Annotated in this window: 18 protein-coding genes; 2 read left to right on the top strand and 16 right to left on the bottom strand. The window is 71.3% G+C overall.

From position 1 onward, the window contains the following. Positions 1 to 35: 35 nt before the first annotated feature. The 3 genes from JAO81_RS29475 to JAO81_RS29465 form a co-directional block, all read right to left on the bottom strand. A complete protein-coding gene (locus tag JAO81_RS29475; RefSeq protein ID WP_199551005.1) occupies positions 36 to 1,319 on the bottom strand; it encodes a VWA-like domain-containing protein in 1,284 nt (427 codons plus the stop codon). After that, entirely contained in the window at positions 1,316 to 2,542 is a 1,227-nt protein-coding gene (locus tag JAO81_RS29470; RefSeq protein WP_199551004.1) for a MoxR family ATPase, read from the bottom strand. The genes JAO81_RS29475 and JAO81_RS29470 overlap by 4 nt, the downstream gene beginning before the upstream one ends. Before the next feature lie 193 nt (positions 2,543 to 2,735). Continuing rightward, positions 2,736 to 4,055, bottom strand: coding sequence for a hypothetical protein (locus JAO81_RS29465; protein WP_199551003.1), 1,320 nt, complete (start codon positions 4,053 to 4,055; stop codon positions 2,736 to 2,738). 201 nt (positions 4,056 to 4,256) lie between these two features. Here JAO81_RS29465 and JAO81_RS29460 point away from each other — a divergent pair, with 201 nt between their 5' ends. Next, positions 4,257 to 4,616: a DUF779 domain-containing protein gene (locus tag JAO81_RS29460; protein WP_199551002.1), complete on the top strand. Its 360-nt coding sequence runs from the start codon at positions 4,257 to 4,259 to the stop codon at positions 4,614 to 4,616. A gap of 28 nt (positions 4,617 to 4,644) precedes the next feature. On the opposite strand, the gene JAO81_RS29455 is transcribed toward JAO81_RS29460, so the two are convergent. From JAO81_RS29455 to JAO81_RS29420, 8 genes are all read right to left on the bottom strand, one after another. Continuing rightward, positions 4,645 to 4,839 carry a hypothetical protein gene (locus JAO81_RS29455; protein ID WP_165334980.1) on the bottom strand — a complete coding sequence of 65 codons (195 nt, stop codon included), beginning with the start codon at positions 4,837 to 4,839 and terminating at the stop codon, positions 4,645 to 4,647. A 142-nt stretch (positions 4,840 to 4,981) separates the two neighbouring features. Continuing rightward, positions 4,982 to 5,845 (bottom strand): phosphatidylinositol-specific phospholipase C/glycerophosphodiester phosphodiesterase family protein, encoded by an 864-nt coding sequence (locus JAO81_RS29450; RefSeq protein WP_199551001.1) that lies wholly within the window; start codon positions 5,843 to 5,845, stop codon positions 4,982 to 4,984. Between the two features lie 118 nt (positions 5,846 to 5,963). Further along, the gene (locus JAO81_RS29445) at positions 5,964 to 7,343 is read right to left on the bottom strand and encodes a ribulose-bisphosphate carboxylase (RefSeq protein WP_199551000.1); all 1,380 of its coding nucleotides are present in this window, start codon (positions 7,341 to 7,343) and stop codon (positions 5,964 to 5,966) included. A 63-nt stretch (positions 7,344 to 7,406) separates the two neighbouring features. Next, a complete protein-coding gene (locus JAO81_RS29440; protein ID WP_199550999.1) occupies positions 7,407 to 8,444 on the bottom strand; it encodes a 2-hydroxyacid dehydrogenase in 1,038 nt (345 codons plus the stop codon). A gap of 50 nt (positions 8,445 to 8,494) precedes the next feature. After that, positions 8,495 to 9,118 (bottom strand): histidine phosphatase family protein, encoded by a 624-nt coding sequence (locus JAO81_RS29435; protein ID WP_199550998.1) that lies wholly within the window; start codon positions 9,116 to 9,118, stop codon positions 8,495 to 8,497. Further along, a complete protein-coding gene (locus JAO81_RS29430; protein WP_199550997.1) occupies positions 9,115 to 10,626 on the bottom strand; it encodes an FGGY-family carbohydrate kinase in 1,512 nt (503 codons plus the stop codon). Before JAO81_RS29430 ends, JAO81_RS29435 begins: the two co-directional genes overlap by 4 nt. Next, complete coding sequence (locus JAO81_RS29425; protein WP_199550996.1) at positions 10,616 to 12,151, bottom strand: FGGY-family carbohydrate kinase; 1,536 nt, start codon at positions 12,149 to 12,151, stop codon at positions 10,616 to 10,618. The genes JAO81_RS29430 and JAO81_RS29425 overlap by 11 nt, the downstream gene beginning before the upstream one ends. A gap of 4 nt (positions 12,152 to 12,155) precedes the next feature. Then, entirely contained in the window at positions 12,156 to 13,550 is a 1,395-nt protein-coding gene (locus JAO81_RS29420) for an MFS transporter (protein WP_307813826.1), read from the bottom strand. Positions 13,551 to 13,782: 232 nt separating this feature from the next. Between JAO81_RS29420 and JAO81_RS29415 the strand changes: the two genes are divergently transcribed. After that, positions 13,783 to 14,613: a DeoR/GlpR family DNA-binding transcription regulator gene (locus JAO81_RS29415; protein ID WP_199550995.1), complete on the top strand. Its 831-nt coding sequence runs from the start codon at positions 13,783 to 13,785 to the stop codon at positions 14,611 to 14,613. Positions 14,614 to 14,623: 10 nt separating this feature from the next. On the opposite strand, the gene JAO81_RS29410 is transcribed toward JAO81_RS29415, so the two are convergent. The 5 genes from JAO81_RS29410 to JAO81_RS29390 form a co-directional block, all read right to left on the bottom strand. Beyond that, positions 14,624 to 15,280, bottom strand: coding sequence for an ABC transporter ATP-binding protein (locus JAO81_RS29410; RefSeq protein ID WP_199550994.1), 657 nt, complete (start codon positions 15,278 to 15,280; stop codon positions 14,624 to 14,626). After that, the gene (locus tag JAO81_RS29405) at positions 15,273 to 16,265 is read right to left on the bottom strand and encodes an ABC transporter ATP-binding protein (RefSeq protein WP_199551030.1); all 993 of its coding nucleotides are present in this window, start codon (positions 16,263 to 16,265) and stop codon (positions 15,273 to 15,275) included. Before JAO81_RS29405 ends, JAO81_RS29410 begins: the two co-directional genes overlap by 8 nt. A gap of 8 nt (positions 16,266 to 16,273) precedes the next feature. Further along, positions 16,274 to 17,149 carry an ABC transporter permease gene (locus JAO81_RS29400; protein ID WP_199551031.1) on the bottom strand — a complete coding sequence of 292 codons (876 nt, stop codon included), beginning with the start codon at positions 17,147 to 17,149 and terminating at the stop codon, positions 16,274 to 16,276. Between the two features lie 34 nt (positions 17,150 to 17,183). After that, positions 17,184 to 18,149: an ABC transporter permease gene (locus JAO81_RS29395; protein WP_199550993.1), complete on the bottom strand. Its 966-nt coding sequence runs from the start codon at positions 18,147 to 18,149 to the stop codon at positions 17,184 to 17,186. 32 nt (positions 18,150 to 18,181) lie between these two features. Continuing rightward, positions 18,182 to 19,792, bottom strand: a 1,611-nt coding sequence (locus JAO81_RS29390; protein WP_233416093.1) for an ABC transporter substrate-binding protein, incomplete at its 5' end; no start/stop codon positions are given.

The following is a 19,792-nucleotide window of genomic DNA, read 5'->3' as shown; positions in this document are numbered from 1 at the left end:
ACAAGGTCGCAATGGAATTACGCCGGACCGCCCGCCTATCCGATCTCCACGACCCTCGCCCAGTCCGGCACCGGATCCGGGATGTAGTCCGGGTTCTCCTCGTCGTACAGGGGTGCGCGCGGGAACAGGCCGATCACCGTACGGGCCGGGGGCCGCTCCTTGGGCCAGGGTGTCTGGCCGTCGGTGAGGGCGACGATCACGTCCGGCCGGGGCAGGCTGCGCAGCGCCTTCGCGAAACCGGCGCGCAGATCCGTACCGCCGCCGCCGAGCAGCGGAACGCCCCCCCGGCGGCCCGGCGGGCGGACCAGCCGCGCCGCGGAGCCGCAGGCCCCCACGCGGCCCAGGCCGCGGCGCCCGCCCAAGGTCTGGGAGACCGCCGCGACTTCGATGAGCGCGGCGCCCAGTTCCGCGTCGCTGACCGATCCCGAGGTGTCGATGACGATGCTCACGCGCGGCGGCCTGCGGCGCAGGCTGGGCAGGATGATGCCCGGCAGGCTGACGGAGCGGCGGGCGGGCCTTCCGTACGTGTAGTCCTCGCCGACACCGGGTGCGGACGCGGCCGAGCGGATCGCGGCGCCGAGCAACTCCCGCCATGGCTGCGGCGGTTGGAAGGCCTCCTCGGCCCATCGCTTCCACCCGGCGGACGCGCTCCCCGGCCGGCCGGTGATGCCCTGCGCCACCCGGAACCGGACCAGTTCCCGCTCCTGTTCGCCCAGGGCGTGGGCGCCGTCGGGCCCCAGGTCCCAGGGCCGTTCGCGTCCGTCGGCTCCGCTGCCGCAGTCCAGCCAGGCGTACGCCTCGGTGAACCGGCTGAGGCGGAACCGGCCCAGGTACTCCTCCATGAGGTGACCGCTGTCCAGGCCCAACGCGCTGGGCCGCACCGCCCCTCGGGGGAACTTGAGCCCGTCCCCGAACGCGTCGTCGTTGATCTCGCAGTCCGCCGCGATGTTCATCCGCAGCCGCTCGGCCCCGCCGGTCAGACCGTGCCGTCGCGCGTACCGGTCGCTGCGCCGGTGGTGGTCGCGCAGCAGGTGCGAGACCTCGTGGACCCACACCGAGGCAAGGTCCTCGACGGGGGTGCGGTCCACGAAAGCGGGTGACACATAGCAGCGCCAGTGCCGGTCGACGCCCATCGTCGGCACCTGGCGTGACTCGACCACATGGAGTGCGAAGAGCGCGGTCGCCAGGTACGGGCGGGCGCGCACGGCTTGGAGGCGGGCGGCGTAGAGCTTGGCCGTGTCGAGAGGGAGCGGCGCGCTCTGCGGCGCGCTCTGCGTCTTCGGCGCCTGCGGCGTCTGCGGCGTCTGCGGCGAGGTCAACTCCCCACCCGCGCCCTCGCCTTGACCCGCGCCGCCGCCTGGTCCGCGTCACGGGACACGGTCACGGCCCCGGCCAGCTGATCGATGGCGGCAGGCACGTCCCAGTTCTCGCGCCGCAGCGAGGCCAGCGTGGTGGCGGGTACGACCACCAGGTCGGGCGCGCCCGTCTCCAGAGCGCGCACGAGCAGGTCCCAGGCCGCGTCCCAGCGTGCCCGTTCGGGCCGTGCCCGGACGGCCGCGACCACCGAGTCGAGGACCGCCTGACGCAGATCCCCGCGCTGGGGCAGTTCGGCCGCGGCCGGATCGGCGAGCAGCAGCTCCGGATCGGGCAGGTCCATCCGGTCCAGGCTGGCGAGGAGTTCGAATCCCGGGCCGTCGCCGACGGTCCCCCGTACGAGCAGCGAGAGCACGTCGCGCGACGCCCCGGCCGCCGTGGCGAAGGCGATCAGACGCAGCGTCATGTCCCAGCTGCGCGGTGAGGGCCAGGCCCCGCCGCGCCGTGTCTCGCTGCTGGGCATCTGGTGCACCAGGGCTGCGCGGGCCGCGAGCAGTCCGCACACGGCGCGCCGGGCGAAGTCGACGGAGTCCGCGAGGCGCCGCGGATCGAGCTCGGGCAGGGTGGCCCGGGGCCAGGTGCCGCCCAGACCGCGGACGACGACGTCCTGTTCGTGCGCCCACTGCAGATGCACGAACCGGTTGGCGAGCGGTGCGCTCAGCTCCCAGCCGTCGGCGGCCGACGAGCGCGGGTTGGCAGCGGCCACGATCCGTACGCCGGGCGGCAACTGCAGCGCCCCGATGCGCCGTTCGAGCACCACCCTCAGGAGCGCGGCCTGCACGGCCGGCGCGGCGGTGGACAGCTCGTCGAGGAACAGCAGGCCCTTGCCCGCCCGTACGAGCCGCACGGCCCAGTCGGGCGGCGCCATCGGCACGCCCTGCCGTGCGGGGTCGTCCCCGACGATGGGCAGCCCGGCGAAGTCGGAGGGCTCGTGCACGCTCGCGATCACGGTGGTCAGGGGCAGGTCGAGCGCCTCGGCGAGCTGGGTGAGCGCGGCGGTCTTGCCGATGCCGGGCTCGCCCCAGAGCAGCACGGGCAGATCGGCGGCGACGGCGAGCGTGAGCGCCTCGAGCTGGACGTCGGTGCGGGGTTCGGTGGTGGTGGCGCGCAGCAGCCCCAACAGGTCCTCTGCTACGTCGAGTTGAGTGGCGTTTCCAGCGATGGCCAAGTGTGATCACCTTTCGTGTGTCATTGGCGGGTGTGCTTTGGGTGTGCTTTGGGTGTGCTGTGCGTGCTGGTGTACGGGAGCGGATGTGCTGTACGTGCTGCTGTACGGGATGGATGTGCTGTACGTGCCGCTGTACGGGATGGATGTGCTGCACGTGCCGCTGTACGGCGATGAGTCCGGGCCGGCGCCCGGCTCAGCGCGCCAGGGCCTGACGAGGATGGGTGCGCACCGCTGCGCGCCCCTTGCGGTACTCGGTTCCCGGCGGGCCCGGCTGTCCGAGTCCGGACCGGTAGAGCCCGTGGTCGATCCGCCTGCGCAGGGCCGCCTCCAGGACGTCGCGCAGCGGGCCGTCGCGCAGGTGGGCGTCCGGACCGAGCAGGCCCTCCATGACGTCGAACGCTCCGGCGAAGTCGCCGTGTGCCAGCCGTCCGGGGGTGCGGGGGAGGGATCCGGGGGTGGGGGGGGCGTCGTCGATGACCTGCAGCCAGGGCACCGGGGGCCCGCCGAGTGCGGCGAGCAGTGACTCCCGTCGGATCTCGGCGGGTTCGTGGTCGAGGGGCGAGAGCACTCCGTCGACGAGTGCGAGGCGATGACGGGCGCCGCGGCAGTCGACCAGCTGAGTACGCCCGGCCGGCTCGCGGTTCGAAGCGTCCGCCCGGGCAGTCCGTACCCCCAACGCCTGTGCCACCAGCGGATGCAGCCGGTCGCCGTCGATCAGCCCGGCGCGCAGGAGTTCCCGGTCGGGCGGCACCCAGGTCGCGGCATCGGGCAGCAGCGGGAAGGCCCCCTCGGCCCGGACGACGCGCGCGTCGCGGGTGTCGACCGCGAGGCGCCGCCCCGCGCCCAGCCGGACGCCGACCAGGCCGTCCGCCCCGAGGCCTTCGGCCTCGCGCACGAGCCGCGCCTCGGCGGCCCAGCGGTCCACCGCCCAGTGCGGTTCCCACTCCCCTCCGCGCTCACCGGTACCGGACCTCTTCCCCAGCTCCCCCGCCCGGCGGGCGTCCCACAGATGCCGGTGCAGATCGAGCCGGAATCGGGAGCTCGGACGCGGATGGGGATGCGGGCCGTCCGGCAGGGAGCCGTCCCAGACGGTCAGGCTGATCCGCTGTCCGGCATCGGCCCACGCGGGCGGGGTCTGCACGACCAGGCAGAGCGGGCGGCCAGGGGCCCCGGTCCCGTATCGCGCGAGAGGAATCGTCACGCCGGGACGCAGCAGGCCGTCCGGGCCGATCCGGGGCAGGTGCCAGCGCAGCAGATCGGGGGCGAAGTGCCGCAGATCGCCGCGGACTCGGCGCGCGACGTCGTGCCCGTACACGTGCGCAAGGCGGCGGAGGTCGAGATCGACGTCCACGCGCGCGGCAGCGCACGCACCCGCCCAGTCCCCGGCCGTACGCCGGACCGTGGCGGTGTCGATCATGGTGGGCGGCACGGCGAACTCGCGCACGCGCAGCCAGAATGCGAGCCGGTCGTCGCCGGTCGCGGCTGAGGTTCGGGTCCCGGTCTCGGTGAGCATCAGCACTCACCTTGAGCGGACCGGACCCCCCGTCTGCTCACCGAGTGAGCTGTGCAGGTCGTCATCGTCCGCGAGCTTAGCCGGAGCGGCGCCCGCGGTGACAGTGAATTAAATCCCGGGCGGACATGGCCAGTCCGGCCCGCAGCGGCGAGACTGAAGCGGTGAGCACCTCCGCCGCCGAGGCCGTCGAAGGAGGCCCCCATGACCACGGACGCTCCCCGTGTGGAGCTCACCCCCGCGGCCACCGAACTGCTGCAGAAGCTGCGCGCGCTCCATGGCCCGCTGATGTTCCACCAGTCCGGCGGCTGCTGTGACGGCAGTTCGCCCATGTGCTATCAGGCGGGCGAGTTCCGCACCGGCGACTCCGATGTGCTGCTCGCGTCGCTCGCCGTGGACGAGGTGGCCGAGCCGATCGGGTTCTGGATGTCAAAGAGCCAGTACGAGGTGTGGAGTCACACCCGGCTGATCGTCGACGTGGTCGAAGGCCGCGGCGGCGGGTTCTCGCTCGAGGCGCCGGAAGGCGTCAGGTTCCTCATCCGCTCCCGGATGCTCGGCACGTGACCGAGGCGGGCGCGGGTCGAGGGTGTCGTCACGGATTCAGGTTGCTGACGATGTTCGCGGTCGCCGTGAGGCCGTTCTGGATGGTCGGCGCCATGCTCGTGCTCGCGAGATAGAAGCCGAGCAGCACGCAGACCAGCGCGTGCGTGATCTTCAGCGCCCCGTTGCGCAGGAACACGATCGCGAGGATGAGCAGCAGCAGTACAACTGACACCGAAATGGCCATCGTCCGGACTCCCTACGCGCCTCCGCCACGTCAACACCGCGGCGTTTTCGCCGTCAGTGTGGCGTGGCGGAGGGGCCGTACGGTCGACTGACATGTCCTCCGAACGTGTGTTGACGGGGAGTGACGATCCCGGCGGGGCCGTTCAGCGTCGGTCGTACGCGTCCAGGAAGGCTTCGAGCGCGACGAGATCGTCGGTGTTGAGGTGGTCCGCGTCGGCGGCGATCAGCTCCAGCCAGATGGCGCCGCGCTCGGCCCCGGGCAGATCGGGCGTCGCCCAGAACCGCACGCGCTGGCCCCGGCTGTGCGCCGTGCCGACGATCTGGTGCAGCTTGGCCCGCTCCGCGGCCGGCATCGGGCCCGCGCCCGACCATGTGAAGTGGTTGTTCCAGTTGTCGCTGATCAGCGGGATGAGGGAGGCGGGCGCGGGTCCTGCGAGGTCGGTCATCCGGCCGTCGTAGAAGGCGTAGCGCACCTTCTGCGCCTCCATCGGCGCCCGCGCCGAACGGTCACCGGAGATCACCGCGGTGACGGCTCCCGGCCGGACCTTTCCCTGCGCGTACGTGGTGAACAGGCGGCGGTGGCGGTGCAGTTGACGGTGCAGCTCGGCGTAGGCGGCGACGCCGTCCGCCTTGATGTCGATCAGCAGCTGGACGGGCCGCCGGTGGCCCCGGTACACCGAGCCGTGGTTGCGGCGCACCCGCTCGGCCAGCGGCTTCAGATACAGCGACTCGAGCGTGCGGGACGGATCGAGGTCCACCGGGTCGTGGGCGACGAGGAGTTCGCCGTCGACGAGGAAGATGTCGGCCTCGACGCTGGTGAAGCGGTGGTCGAGGGCGTCGAGCAGCGGGCGGGTGTGCAGATAGTCGTTGTGCGCGTGGGCTCGCCGCAGCGGCTTTCTGCGCGGGCGGCCTCCGGTGGCCTGCGCGGACGAGGGGACGGCGATCGCCCCGGCGACCGCTGCGGCGACGGTGGTGACGGCTGTACGGCGTGTGACATGCAAGGCCATGGCTGCGGTACCTCCCAGACGACGTACGGGCGGGACCGAGTATGCGGTCCCGCCCGTGTCGAAGGGCAGTGGGCTGCCGGAAGTTGGCCGGGGCTTCAGCCGGCGGCCGGCTGATCGACTACTTGACGCCGAGCTCGTCACGCCAGTTGGGGAAGATCCGGTCGGCGTCCTTCTGGAAGGACTCGAACGCGCCCTTGAGCTCCGCGTGTTCCTTCGCGTACTCGGTGAGCTTGATGCCCTGCTGCCAGGCGTCCTGGGCCTGACGCAGGGACTTGGCACCCGCCGTGCCGCCGTCCTTGTGGCCGAAGGCGCCGCCGCCCGAGGTCTGGATCACGTTGGAGTGGCCCAGGTTGTCGAAGAAGCCGGGCAACCGCAGGGCGTTCATACCGCCGGAGATGATCGGGGTGGTGGACTTCATGCCCAGCCACTCCTGATGGAAGTACGGTCCGTCGGCCGCGTCCTGCTCCAGCATGAACGCGATGGCCTTGTCGGCCGCGTCGCCCTCCATCTTGCCGAAGCCCATGGTGCCGGTGTGCATACCGGAGGCACCCTGCAGGCGGGTCATCTTGCAGTGCACGAACGAGGTGTAACCGCGCTGCGACTGCGGGCTGGTGACGGCGCCGTGGCCCGCCCGGTGGAAGTGCAGGAACTGGTTCGGGAAGTTGCGGCGCGCGGTGGTGACGGCCGTCGGGCCCGCGACGTAGCCGTCGACGAGGAACGCGACGTGCGAGGCGTTCTCGCCGAACGTCTCCAGGATGTACTCGCCGCGGGCGATCATCTCGGCCGGGTCGTCGGCCGTGATGTTGGCGGAGAACAGCTTCGCCTCACCGGTCGCCTCCTGCGCGCGGCGCATCGCGTCGGCCACGCACGTGATGGTCTCCTTCAGCGGCGCGAACACCTGGTTGCCCTGCGGCTCGTCGTTCTTGATGAAGTCGCCGCCGAGCCAGAAGTCGTAGCAGGCGTCGGCGAAGGGCTGGGGACGCAGACCCAGCTTCGGCTTGATGATGGTGCCGACGACCATGCCGCCGTCGACGACCGGGCGGCCGAGGACGCGCCACATGTCCTGGATGTTCATCGAGGGGCCGTCGAACAGGCGCAGGTAGGCCGGCGGTACGTAGAAGTCGTGCATCTTGGCGTACTCGACGTCGCCCATGCCCTGGTTGTTGCCGATGCACAGGGTCAGGAAGGACGCGAGCATCGCTCGGCCGTCGATGATGTTGCGGTCGAAGAGCTCGATCGGGTACGCGATCTTCATGAGCTCCTCGGCCTCGTCCACCTCGTAGACGAGCGCGTCGACTCCCTTGGTGAAGTCGTCCGTGGTGCACACCTCGACGTTGGTACCGGTGGAGGATTCGGCGGCGAAGTGGGCGGCGGTGGCCAGGAAGCCGTCGTACCCGGCCTTCGGCTTCATCGTGTAGGCGCACAGGACGTGCCGGCCGCCCTCGATGAGCTCCTGCTCGTCGAGGTCGAGGCGGGCGTAGCGGGTCGTCTGGTCCATGGTCGTTTCTCCTGGGAATGCGTCGGCTGTACGTGTGCGGGGCGGTCGGCCCGTGAAGGGCGCTCAGCCCTCGAGGACCTCGGGGTTGGCGCAGTGGGCGAGGGGCTCGCCGCGCAGGTAGCGGCCGACCTCGCCGGCGACGATGCGGGCCGCCTTGTGCGCGACCTCCTGGCTGCCGCCCGCGATATGCGGGGTCATGACGATCCCGGGGGTGGTGAGCAGGCGGGATCCGGCGGGGACGGGCTCCTCGGGGAACACGTCGAACCCCGCGCCGGACAGCTGACCGCTGTCGAGCGCGTCGCAGACAGCGTCGTAGTCGAGCAGCGCGCCGCGGGCGCAGTTGACGAGCACGGAGCCGCGCGGCATCTTCGCGAGCTGCTCGGCGCCGATCATGCCTGTGGTCTCCTCGGTGACGCGGGCGTGCAGCGAGACGATGCGGGAGCGTATGAGCAGCTCGTCGAGCGACACCGGCTCGGCGATCCCCTCCACCAGTTCGGGCTTCACGTACGGGTCGCAGACGAGGACCTCGGCGCCCATCGCGCTGAGGACCTTGGCGACGCGGGAGCCGATCGCTCCGTAGCCGATGAGTCCGACGGTGGCGCCCTCGATCTCGATGCCGCAGTTGTCGTAGTCGTAGTAGTCGCCCCGCCAGGTGCCGTTCCGCATCTCGACGTGGGTGTCGCCCACACCGCGCGCGGCGGCGAGCAGCAGGGTCAGGGTGTGCTCGGCGGTGGCGACGGCGTTGCGGCCGGGGGCGTAGCAGACGGCGACGCCCTGTTTGGTGGCCGCCTCCAGGTTGGCGTTGACCGGGCCGCCGCGGCTGATGCACATCAGCTTCAGATCCGGGCAGTTGGCCAGGATGCGCTCCGTGAGCGGGGCGAGCTGGGTGACGCAGACCTCGACGCCCTGCAGCGCCTCGATCAGCTCGTCCTCGGTGCCGGAGGCCTCGATGACCTCGGCGACCTTGCCGAAGGGGGTGTGGGGCCACGGGAGCTTGATCTCCGTGACGTCCACCGCTCCGTCGGTGGCCTGCTTGACCTCGTCCACGAGGAGGTGCGGAAGGACGAAGTGGTCGCCCGCTGCGAGGACCTTGGTGCTCATGAGGGGTTGCTCCTTGGGGTCGTGCGCTGTGTGGGGGTGTGCGGGGTCGGTCAGTGGCGGACGGGCGCGTACGGGGCGTTGAACCTGAGCAGGGACGCCTGGCCGTCGCCGATCCGGATCTCGGTGAGGGTGCCGTTGTCCAGGACCGGGAAGACCCGCCGGTACTCGTCGGGGTCGATGCCGAGCAGCTCGCACAGGAGCACCCGGTAGAGCGCGTTGTGCGCGACGGTCAGGATGCGGCCGCCTGGGTGTCCGGCTGCGATCTCGTCGAGCAGCTGCCGCGCCTGCCGGGCCGCGTCGCGCGGGTCGTTGCCTCCCGGGAGGTGGTCGGTGACGGGCCGCAGGACGAACTTGGCGAGCTCGTCGGGGAACGACGTGCGCATCTCGTCGATGCTCAGGCCTTCCCCGCGGCCGAAGTCCAGCTCCAACAGCCGGGCGTCCTCGTGCAGTTCGAGACCGAGCGCGCGAGCCGCCGGTTCGGCGGTCAGCCGGGCCCGGGACAGCGGCGAGCTGTACACCGCGTCGATCCGCCGCCCTTTTGCCCAGGCCCCGAGTTCCTCGGCCTGGCGCCGGCCGCGTTCGGTGAGCGCCACGTCGGCGCGGCCCGCATAGCGGTTCTCCGCGTGCCAGACGGTCTCGCCATGACGTACGAGGATGAATTCGGTGGTGGTCATCGGGCCGCCCTCTTCTTCGCGTGTGCCGCTACGGACTCGTCGAGCCAGCCCCGGCGGACCAGTTCGCCGAGGAACTCCAGATAGCGCGGGGTCCAGCGCGCGTGCCGTGCCGCGTCGGGCCGGAGCTCCTCGCCGGTGCGGACCATCGCGGCAGCGGCGTCCTGGACCGGCACACCGGCGGACGTGGCCGCGAGCACCGCCATGCCGATGGCTCCCTCGGCCTGTTCCGGCAGCAGGACCGGGCGGCCCAGCACATCGGCGCGCAGCTTGCTCCAGTACCGGTTCTTCGCGCCGCCGCCGGTCAGCGTCAGCGGACCGTCGACGGGGGCGCCGAGCTGGTCGAGGTAGTCGAAGCAGAGCCGTTCGATGAACGCGACCCCGAGGAGGTACGCGTGGAAGCGCTCGGCCTCGTCGGCCGGTTCGCCGAGCACGAAACCCTCGGCCCGGGGTGCGCGGAACGGGAAGCGCTCACCTCCGGTGGACACCAGCGGATACGCGACGGCGTCACCGTCGGACTCGGCGGCCCGGACGGTGAGTTGATCGAGATCGGCGCCCTGGAACTCGCGCGAGATCACTCCGGCGCCGCTGCTGGACGCACCGCCCGGCAGCCAGCTCTCGCCCGGCCCGCGGTGGCAGTAGACGACGCCGTTCGGGTCCCGTACGAGATGCGGGCTCATGCCCTTGAACACCAGGGTCGTACCGAGCACCGCGTTCCACGCGCCCGGGGTCAGCGCGCCCGCGCCGATCTGGGCCGCGCAGCCGTCCGTCATGCCCGCGACGATCGCGGTGCCTTCCGGGATACCGGTGGCCGCCGCAGCCTCGGCGCACACGCTGCCGATGACCGTTCCGGGGCGTACGACCTCGGGCAACAGCTCGGCGGGGACGCCCAGTTCGGCCATGACCGCCTCGGGCCAGCACTCCTCGGTGAGGTGGTAGCCGGTCTTGAGGGCGTGGCTGGCGTCGCTCGCCACCTGACGGCCCGCCAGCCGCCAGGTCACGAGGTCGGTCTGGTGCAGCAGCCGGACCCCTGTACCGGCTGCTGCAACTCGGTGATCCAGGAGCCAGAGCAGCTTCGGCAGCGCCCAGGAGGGCTGCATCGAGCGGTAGCCGAGCTCCTGCCAGACGGGCTCGCCCGCCTGGTTGGCGCGCACGGCCTGGTCGGCGGCGCGCCCGTCGTCGTACATGAGGCCCTGCGTCAGCGGGGTCCCGTCCGCGTCGGCGAGCAGGATCGTGCCCGAAGTGCCGTCGAGTGCAAGACCCTTGACCCGGGCGGGTTCGATTCCGGCGAGTGCCTCGCGGCTCGCCTCGGCGAGCGCGCTCCACCACTGCTCAGGGTCCTGCTCGTGCCGCTTGCCGTCGCGGCGGCTGGTCAGCGGGCGTGCGGCGGCGGCGAGTACCTGGCCGGTGGAGTCGACGGCGACACAGCGCGCGGACTGGGTGCCGAGGTCGAGGCCGAGCCATACCGAATCCGTGTCCGGGCCGGCCTTCGAAGAGCGTTCAGGCTGCACGGAGTACTCCTTCAAGACCCGCGCCGTCGCGCGGTCCGGGGACGGGAAGGGTGCGGCCGGACGACCAGCCGGCCTCGCGGGCGAGGGTCCGCCAGGTGAGGAAGTCCTCGTAGCGGGCCGTATAGAACGGGGACCACTTCGGGTGCGGCTCCCACGTCGACGTCATCCGTACGTACTTGGCGGCCGCGCTGTGCATCGAGGACTCGGCGCCGGAGAGCACCAGACCCGTCAGGAACGCGCCCTTGGCGCCGAGTTCGGTATCACCGGAGCGCGCCGTGGGCACTCCGGTGGCGTCCGCGATCAGCTGGCACCAGTCGTCGTTGTTGGCGCCGCCGCCGCAGAGCCTGAGCTCGGTGACGGTGGTACGGGAGGCGACGAGGGAGTCGCGCAGGACCAGCGAGAGGCCCTCGAAGACGGAACGGGCCACGTCGGCGCGGCTGTGCTCCAGGGAAAGTCCCCAGAAGGCGCCGCGCGCGGCCGGGTCGAGGAATGGCGCGCGCTCACCGGCCGGTGACAGATACGGCAGGAACGACAGACCTTTCGCGCCGGGCTCCGCCTTGAAGGCCAGCTTTCCGAGCTTCGGCGGGCCGTCGAGATCCAGCAACTGCGAGGCCCAGACGAGGACTTCGGCGCCGTTCAGGGTCGGGAAGGCGCGCAGGACGCGCTCTCGGCCCCGGTAGGCGATGTTGATCCCGGAGTGTTCGCCGCTGGTGTCGACCTCGTGGCGGACGATCTCGGTGCAGAGCGTGGTACCGAGGATCGAGCAGGCCTGGCCCGGGTTCACCACACCCGCACCGCGGGCGGTGGAGGCGATGTCGTACGGGGCCATGACCACCGGAAGGCCCTCGGGAAGGCCGAGTTGTCCGGCGGCCTCACGGGTGATCTCCGCGATCCGCTCGTCTTCGCCCAGCACCTCGGGAAGGAGGCGGCGGTAGGCGGTGAGCCCGAAGAGGTCGATGATCTCGTCGTCGTAGTCGCCGGTGGTGTGGTTCAGGAACGGGGCCGAGGCATCCGACTCGTCCATCGCCATGACGCCGGTCAGGTGGTAGAAGAGCCAGCCGGCGGCGGTCAGCGAGGAGGCCGAGCGGGCCAGGCGCTGCGGATCGTGCGAACCGAGCCAGCTGAACACGGCGTTGGGCATACCGCTGCAGGTGAGCGAGCCGTTGCGGCGGAAGGCGTCCTCGAGGATTCCGTCCTGCTCCCAGCGGGTGAGGATCTCACCGGCGCGGCCGTCCGACCAGAGGATGGCGGGTCCGGTGGGCCTGCCGTGCTGGTCGACCAGCCAGGCACCGTCGCCCTGTGCGGTGAAGGTGACGAGCCAGACCGGGTCGTCGATGTCCGAGAGGGCGTTGCGGACGGTGTAGACGACCGCGTTCCACACGGTGTCCATGTCCTGTTCGGCCCAGCCGGGGTGGCGGCGCAGCACCTCGGTGCCGATGCGCGATACGGCGAGTTCGGTGCCGTTGTCGTCGAACACCACGGACTTGATCATCGTCGTGCCGACGTCGATGGCGAGTACCGACATGGGGTCACAGTCCCTTCGGGGAGGTGGCGGCGGCCAGGTCGCGGCCGTGCGCCGCGGGCTGTGGCAGGGGGTCCACCGTGTCCTCGGTGGGGACGGTGGTCTTCAGGAAGAGCGTCAGTACGGCGCTGACCGCGTGGAATCCGGCGAAGATCCAGGTGACACCGCCGACGCCGACCGGGCCGAGGAAGAGGCTCACGGTCAGGGGGCCCAGGAACGTGGACGCTCCGGCGCCGAGGTTCAGGGCGGCCATGGCCTGGCCCTTGTGGCGGGGCGCGATCGCCGTCATCAGGGCGGAGAGCGGGACGTATCCGGAGAGCGTGGCGCCGTAGAAGACGGCGACGAGCAGACACAGGGCGTACGAGGAACCGACCGCGCTCGGCACGTAGTAGAGGATCAGGGTGGACAGGGTGCAGCCGATGCCGCCGCAGTAGGCGACGGTGGTGCGCCAGCCGATGCGGTCGCCGATGACGCCGAACATCAGGTTGGTGAAGATGTTGGTGCCGAACATGACGGCCACCAGGCGCAGCCACTGTTCGTTGCTGAGGCCCACGGTGTTCACGAACCAGACCGGCAGCATGACCATGAAGCCGAACTGCGAGGCGGTGTTGAACATCCGGACCGCCGCACCGGCGCCGACCCGCGGATTGCGGTAGAGGATCGTCAGCGAGCCGACCAGGCCGGCCATCGGCGACTCACCTGGCGGGGACAGCCGGGACGAGCCGGTCTTCTCCTTGACCAGGAGCAGCGGCAGCACACCGCCGACCACGACGACACCGAGGGCGAACCACAAAGTGGTGTACTCGCCGACCACCGGGATCAGCAGGCTCGCGCACAGGGAGCCCAGCGTGGGCATGCCGGCCGAGAAGGCGGACCAGAACCAGCCCATCGCGCTGCCCATCTGCTTCTGCGGGGCGACGGCGGCGATCCAGACGAGGAAGGCGTAGGCGAAGAGCGGGAAGGCGAGGCCGCGCAGGGCGTAGGCGAGGAGCAGCAGGCCGTAGGACTTGCTGGGTATGGCGACCGTCAGGAAGAAGACGTGCGTGGCGGCGAAGGTGATCAGGCCCAGCCACATGACTTTGCGGGGACCCCACAGGTCGGACAGGGCGCCGGAGAACCAGGCGGCGACGGCTCCGGTGATGCCGTAGACGGTGAAGATCATCGCCACGCTCGAGGCGGCGATGCCCAGGCCTTCGAGATAGGGCGAGAGATAGCCGGCCTCGATGCCCACGCCGGTCATGAAGATCAGCAGGCCGAGATAGCCGTACGAGAGGGACTGCGGGATCCCGAGGCGGCCGAGCCGACTCGGTGCCTGGTCCGTGCCGGGTTGCGCAGCCGGTGTGGGGGCCTTCGTCTTTGATCTCCCCGACCAGCGGGGATGAGTGAGGGACCGTGCGGGCACGGTCGCCGGACCGGCGGCGACGGCGGTCCGTGTCCGGGGTGTCGGCGCTACCTCTCCGCTCCGGACATCACCGAGCTAACAAAACGGGCGAAACGACGGTCAACTTTCCGTAAACACCTCCCTTGACCGGGTCGGGCGGCGGTGTGAGAAGGACCTACGGCCCCTGCCGCTGACCTGCGGCGGCGTCGGACCATCGAGTGAAGTGCCTGAGATCGTCACACGGGGAGTTCACATGGAACCGACGCCCGAGCCGGACGTCGAGCCCGCACCCAGCCCGGCCGGCACGGACCGCGCGGAGGCGCGCGACGCCCGGCGGCGGCAGATCAGGGAGGCCGTGATCTCACACGGCCTCGTCCGTTCGGCCGATCTCGCGGCGGAGCACGGCGTCTCGCTGATGACGGTCCACCGCGATCTGGACCATCTCCAGGCACAGGGCTGGCTGCGCAAGACGCGCGGCGGCGCGACGGGCATGTCCTCGGCGCACTTCCACGGCACGGTCGCCGACCGCGGCAACGCGATGCCGCAGACGAAACGGAGGCTGGCCCGTGCGGCGGCCCGGCTGCTCGCCCCCGGTCAGACGGTGCTGCTCGACGACAGCACGACCTGCGCCCAGATGACGCGCCACTTCCGGGAAAGCACACCCCTGACGGTGATCACCAACTCGCTGCCGGTGCTCCAGCTGCTCTCCAAGGAGCAGGGCGTCCACCTGATCTCACTCGGCGGGACCTACTTCCCCGCGTACGAGGCGTACATGGGCCTGCAGACGGCGGACAACGTCGAACGTTTCCGCGCGGACGTGCTGTTCATGTCGACGACGGCGGTGACCAAGGGGCGGCTCTACCACACGTCCCCGGAGACGGTGCAGGTGAAGCGCGCGATGATGGCGGCCGCCGCGCGCCGTGTCCTGGTCGCGGACCACACGAAGTTCCTGCGCGACGGCCTGTACGCGCTCGCTCCGATCACCGACTTCGACCTCGTGGTGGTCGACGACGGCGTACCCGCCGAGGAGATCAGGGCGATACGGAGCAAGGGCACCGATGTGCTTGTGGTGCCCCGGAGTTGACCCGGCCGGTTCAGCCGGCGAGCTCGGACCAGTGCACGGTCCGGTCGCACCAGCGCTCGAGCAGCACGCGGTCGTGGCCGACAGCGAGCAGACCGGCGCCGCTGTCGGTGCGGTAGTCCTCCACGACCTGGACCAGAGCGGCCGTGGTGGAGGCGTCCAGCATCGCGGTCATCTCGTCGCAGACCAGCCAGCGCGGCCGCAGGATCAACGCGCGGGCCACACAGGCGCGCTGCAGCTGTCCGTCGCTGACCTCGTGCGGGCGCCGGCCGAGCAGGCCCCCGCCGAGCCCGCCGCGCGCGGCGACCTCCCGTCCCCCGTCGGCCGCTTCGGCCGCCCGGCCGGTGGCCCGCAGCGGCTCGGCGACCAGGGCGGACAGCGTCAGGCGCGGATCGGCGGAGAGCCGCGGCTGCTGGAAGACCACGCCGAACGCCGTGCGCTGGGAACGCGGCGCACGGTGGCGCCAGCCCCTCGCCTCGGTGCCGTCGATGACGACCCGGCCCGCCTCGGGGCGGTGCAGCAGCGCCGCGACCCGGGCGAGCGTGGACTTGCCGCAGCCGCTGGGGCCGAGCAGACCGACCGACTCGCCGGGCCGCACCCTGAGCGAGATGCCTGCGATGACGGGCTTACGGGGCTCGTAGCCGGCGGTGATCGCGTCGAGCTCAAGCATGTTCGGCCTCCAGGGTCTCCAGGGCCTCGGGAGCGTCGAGGCTCACGTGATGGCAGGCCACGGCGTCCTCGAACAGCGGCTGCACCCGGCACCTCTCGCTCACCCGCGTACAGCGCTCGGCGAAGGCGCAGCCCTCGGGCAGCGCGCCGAGCTCGGGCGGCATCCCGGGGATGGGCGTGAAGTTCCGCTCCGGCAGCGCGTCGAGCAGCCCGCGGGCGTACGGATGGCGGGGGCCGCGCGCGCCGAAGAAGTCCCCGGCGTCGGCGATCTCGACGATCCGGCCCGCGTACATCACGGCGATCCGGTCCGCGATCCGCTCGGCCGCCGCCAGATCGTGGGTGATCATCAGCAGGGCGCGGGAGTCGCCGGTGTGCCGGGCGAGTTCGTCGACGGTGCGCTCGACGAGGTCGCGGTCGAGTCCGGTGGTGGGTTCGTCGGCGAGCAGCAGCGGGGCGTCACCGATCAGAGCGAGCGCGGTCGCGGCGCGCTGGGCGAGACCGCCGGAGAGTTCGTGCGGGTAGCGGTCGAGGTGATCGGCGGGGAAGGACGCCCGCTCGGCCGCTTCCTCCGCGGTCTTGCGCAGGGCCGCCCGTGGGGTGCGCAGCAATTCCCGTACTGTCTCCTCCAGTTGGGAGCGGACCGTGCGTACGGGAGTGAGATGCGCGGCGGGCGACTGCGGCACGAGGCCGACCTTGCGCCCGCGTATGGAGCGCGCGAGGGTGCGCTCGTCGGCGGCGAGCAGATCGGTCCCGCCGCCGAGCACGGCGGACCCGGCGGTCTCGGCGTTCTCGGGCAGCAGTCCGAGCAGTGCGGAGGCGAGTACGGACTTGCCGCACCCCGACTCCCCCACCAGCGCGAGCCGTTCACCGGCGGCCAGGGTGAAGTGGGCGTCGGTGACGGCCCGGATGAAGCGTCCGCCGCGCATCCGGAAGCGTACGGACAGACCCCGCACATCGAGTACGGGCGTCGTCACGGCATCGGCCATGGACGTCGTCACAGCATCAACTCCGATCGCCGGCGCGGATTCAGGCGTTCCCGCCAGGCGCCCGCGAGGCCCGCGATCGCCAGGGTCGGCACGATGATGAACAGGCCGGGGAAGAGCGTGGGCCACCAGTCCCCCGCGAGCAGCGCACCGCGCGCGGACTGGACGAGGGTGCCGAGGCTGGCCTGATGGGTGGGGAGTCCGAGGCCGAGGAAGGACAGGGCGGACTCGTGCCAGATGGCGTGCGGCACCATCAGGACGGCGGCGAGACCCGCCTGCGGCAGCACGCCCGGCAGCAGATGCCGTACGGCCACCCGCGTCCGTGAAGCACCGCCGGAGATCGCCGCGTCGACATACGGGCGCGAGCGCAGCGACAGCACTTCGGCGCGCACGATACGGGCGGTCGACAGCCAGTGCGTCAGCGCCACCGACACCACCACAGGCCACACCCCGGGCCGGAACATCGCCACGATGAAGATGCCGAGCAGCAGATGCGGCACGGACGAGAACAGGTCGACCAGGCGCATCACGAGGCGGTCCACGCGCCCTCCTGCGGCCGCCGCGGCAGCACCGACCGCGGTCCCGATCACGGTGGCCACGACCGCCGCGACCACCCCGACGAGCAGCGAGACCCGCAGCCCGTAGACACAGCGGAGCAGCAGATCCCGGCCGACGTCATCGGTGCCGAACGGATGCTCCAGGGAGGGCGGCTGCAGTTTGGACGCGAGGTCCACGGCCTGCTCGTCGAGGTGCACGAGCGGCGGTACGAGGAGTACGGCGAGGACCACGGCGAGGGTGATCACCGCGGAGGTGCGGATGCGCCAGGTCCTGGTGGAACGGCGGCGCACACCCCGTACGCGCCAAGCGATGCCGACCGTCTCAGCCATCCCGGTCTTCTTCCCGGTCTTCTTCTCGGCCGTCTCAGCCATCGAAGCCCACCCTCGGATCGGCGAGCCCGTACAGCAGGTCCGCGACGAGATTGCCGAGCAGCACCGCGGCCGTGGCGAGCACGGTGAGCGCGGCGAGCAACGGGAAGTCCACGGAGGTCGCCGCCTCGACGGTGGCGGCGGCGATGCCGGGCCAGCTGAAGACGGTCTCCACCAGGAGCGCCCCGGTGATGAGTTCGGGCACCCGCGACCCGATCAGCGTGAGGACCGGAAGGAGTCCGGAGCGCAGGGCGTGCCCGAGCAGCACGGTCCGCTCCGCGAGCCCGCGCGCACGGGCCCCGCGCACCGGATCCTCCTCCAGGGCGTCACCGACGCCCTGGCGTACGTACAGCACGAACCAAGGCAGCTGCGAGACGGCCAGCACACAGGCCGGCAGCACGAGATGGCTGGCCACCTGCCCTGCGCTGACCACGGTCGAGCCGGTGTCGGTGAGACCGCCGGCCGGCAGCACCCCGAGCTTCAGGGCGAAGAACCACACGGCGAGCAGCCCGAGCCAGAACGGCGGCGCGGCCTCCAGGCCGTACGCGAGCGAGGTCACGGCGCGGTCCAGCCAGCCGCCGGTGCGGCGCGCGGCGAGCACACCGAGGGTCGTGCCGAGGACGATCGCGAGGAGGAACGCGGTCGTGGCGAGCAGCACGGACCAGCCGAGCCGATCCCCGATGACCTGGTCCACGGGCTGGCGCATCACCAGGGACTGGCCGAAGTCGCCGCCGAGCGCGCCGGTCAGCCAGTCCCACCAGCGGGTGATGAACGGCTGGTCGACGCCGAGGTTGGCGCGCAGCTGGTCCAGGGTCTGCTCGGAGGCGGTGAGTCCGCCCGTACCGGCGTAGGCCTTGACCGGATCGAAGGGCGAGGCGGCGGCGATCGCGAACACCCCGAAGGTGACGGCGAGCAGGACGGGGACGGCGGTCAGTGCCCGCCGCCCCGCCATGCGCGCCATCGACGCCCAGGGGAGCTTCCGGGTCCGGGAGGTCACTTCTTCGGCTGCCAGTCCTCGACGTTCCACCAGGGGCCGGTCGCGAAGCCGTGGTCGTGCGGCTCGACCTGGGTGGTGAGCGACCCGAAGTGGTCGTTCACGACGTACACATGGTCGATGTGGGTGAGGAAGGTGTAGCCCGGGTTCTTCACCAGCTCACGCTGCACGGTGTCGTACGCGGCCTTGCGCTCGTCGTGGTCGTCGGTCTTGCGGCCCGCCTCGAGGGCCTTGTCGACGGCCGGGTTCTCGTAGAAGCCCATGTTGTTGAAGTCGTTGCCGCCCACGAACTTCGAGTGCAGCATCGCGTACTGGTCGAAGTCCGGGTCGGCGGGCGCACCGCCGCCGGCGAGCACGGCGTCGCGGTCCATCCGCGGCTGGATGACCTCCCAGGTGCCGGCCTGCACCTTGATCTCGATGCCGGCCTTCTTGGCGTCGGAGGCGTAGGCGAGGGCGTGGTCCTGGCGGAGCTTGTCGCCGGACAGGTACCAGAGCGGGAAGGTGGCGCGGGCGCCGTCCTTCTCGCGGATGCCGTCGGAGCCCTTCTTCCAACCGGCCTCGTCGAGGATCTTCTCGGCCTGCTTCAGGTCGTGGGCGCGCTCGGTGCCCTTGGTGAACCACTCGCTGTCGGTCGGCACCGGCCCGTAGGCCTCCTTGCCGGCGCCGTCGAGGATCGCGTCGACCATGGCCTTGCGGTCGACGGCCACGTCGAGCGCGCGGCGGATATCGGTGTCGCCCGCGACCTTGTTGCCGGTCGGCAGGGTCACCACGCGGTAGTCGAAGCTCGTCGCCTCGTAGGTCTTCCTGGCCTTGTCGCCGGAGAACGTCTTCGCCAAGTTGGGCGGCAGGATCGCGCCGTCGAGGTCGCCGCTGCGCAGCCTGGTGGCGCGCACGTCGTCGTCCTTGATGATCGCCATGGTGAAGTTCTTCACCTTCGGCTCGCCGCCCCAGTAACCGGGGTTGGCCTTGAAGGTGAGCTTCTCGCCCTTGGACCACTTCACCAGCGTGTACGGGCCGGTGCCGACGGGTTGCGTGGTGAGGTCGCCGGTGTTCACGTCCTGCTTCGAGGCGAGGTGCTCGGGCGCGATGGCCTGCACGGTGCGCTCGGCGAAGGGGGCGTAGGGGTACTTGAGCTTGAAGACGACCTCGTCGTCCCCCTTGGCCTCGACGCTCTTCAGGGCGTCCAGCTCGCTCTTGTACGCGTTGTTGGTCTTCTCGTCGAGGATCGTCTCGTAGGTGTAGACGACGTCCTTCGCCGAGAACGGCTTCCCGTCGCTGAACTTCACACCGTCGCGCAGCTGGAAGGTGTACGTGAGACCGTCGGCGCTCTTCTTCGGCAGCTCGGCCGCGAGCGCGGGCTCGAGCTTCATGTCGGCGTCGTGGGTGAGCAGCCCGTCGAAGATCTTCGAGTTGCCGTCCTTGCCGTAGCCGAGCAGCGGGCTGAGCGTCTCCGGCTCGTAGGCGATACCGACGACGGCGGAGTCCCCGGCGCTCGCGCTGCCGGAGCCGCCCGTGCCGGGCGCGGAACACGCGGGGGCGGGGGGCCCCCCGGCGGGGGGGGCCGCCCCGGGGCGCCCGCCCCCCCTCCCCGCGGGCCCCCCGCCCCCCCC

The sequence above is a fragment of the Streptomyces sp. N35 genome (genome assembly GCF_016464295.1).
GTDB lineage: Bacteria > Actinomycetota > Actinomycetes > Streptomycetales > Streptomycetaceae > Streptomyces.
This window is presented reverse-complemented; position numbering and strand designations above follow the sequence as displayed.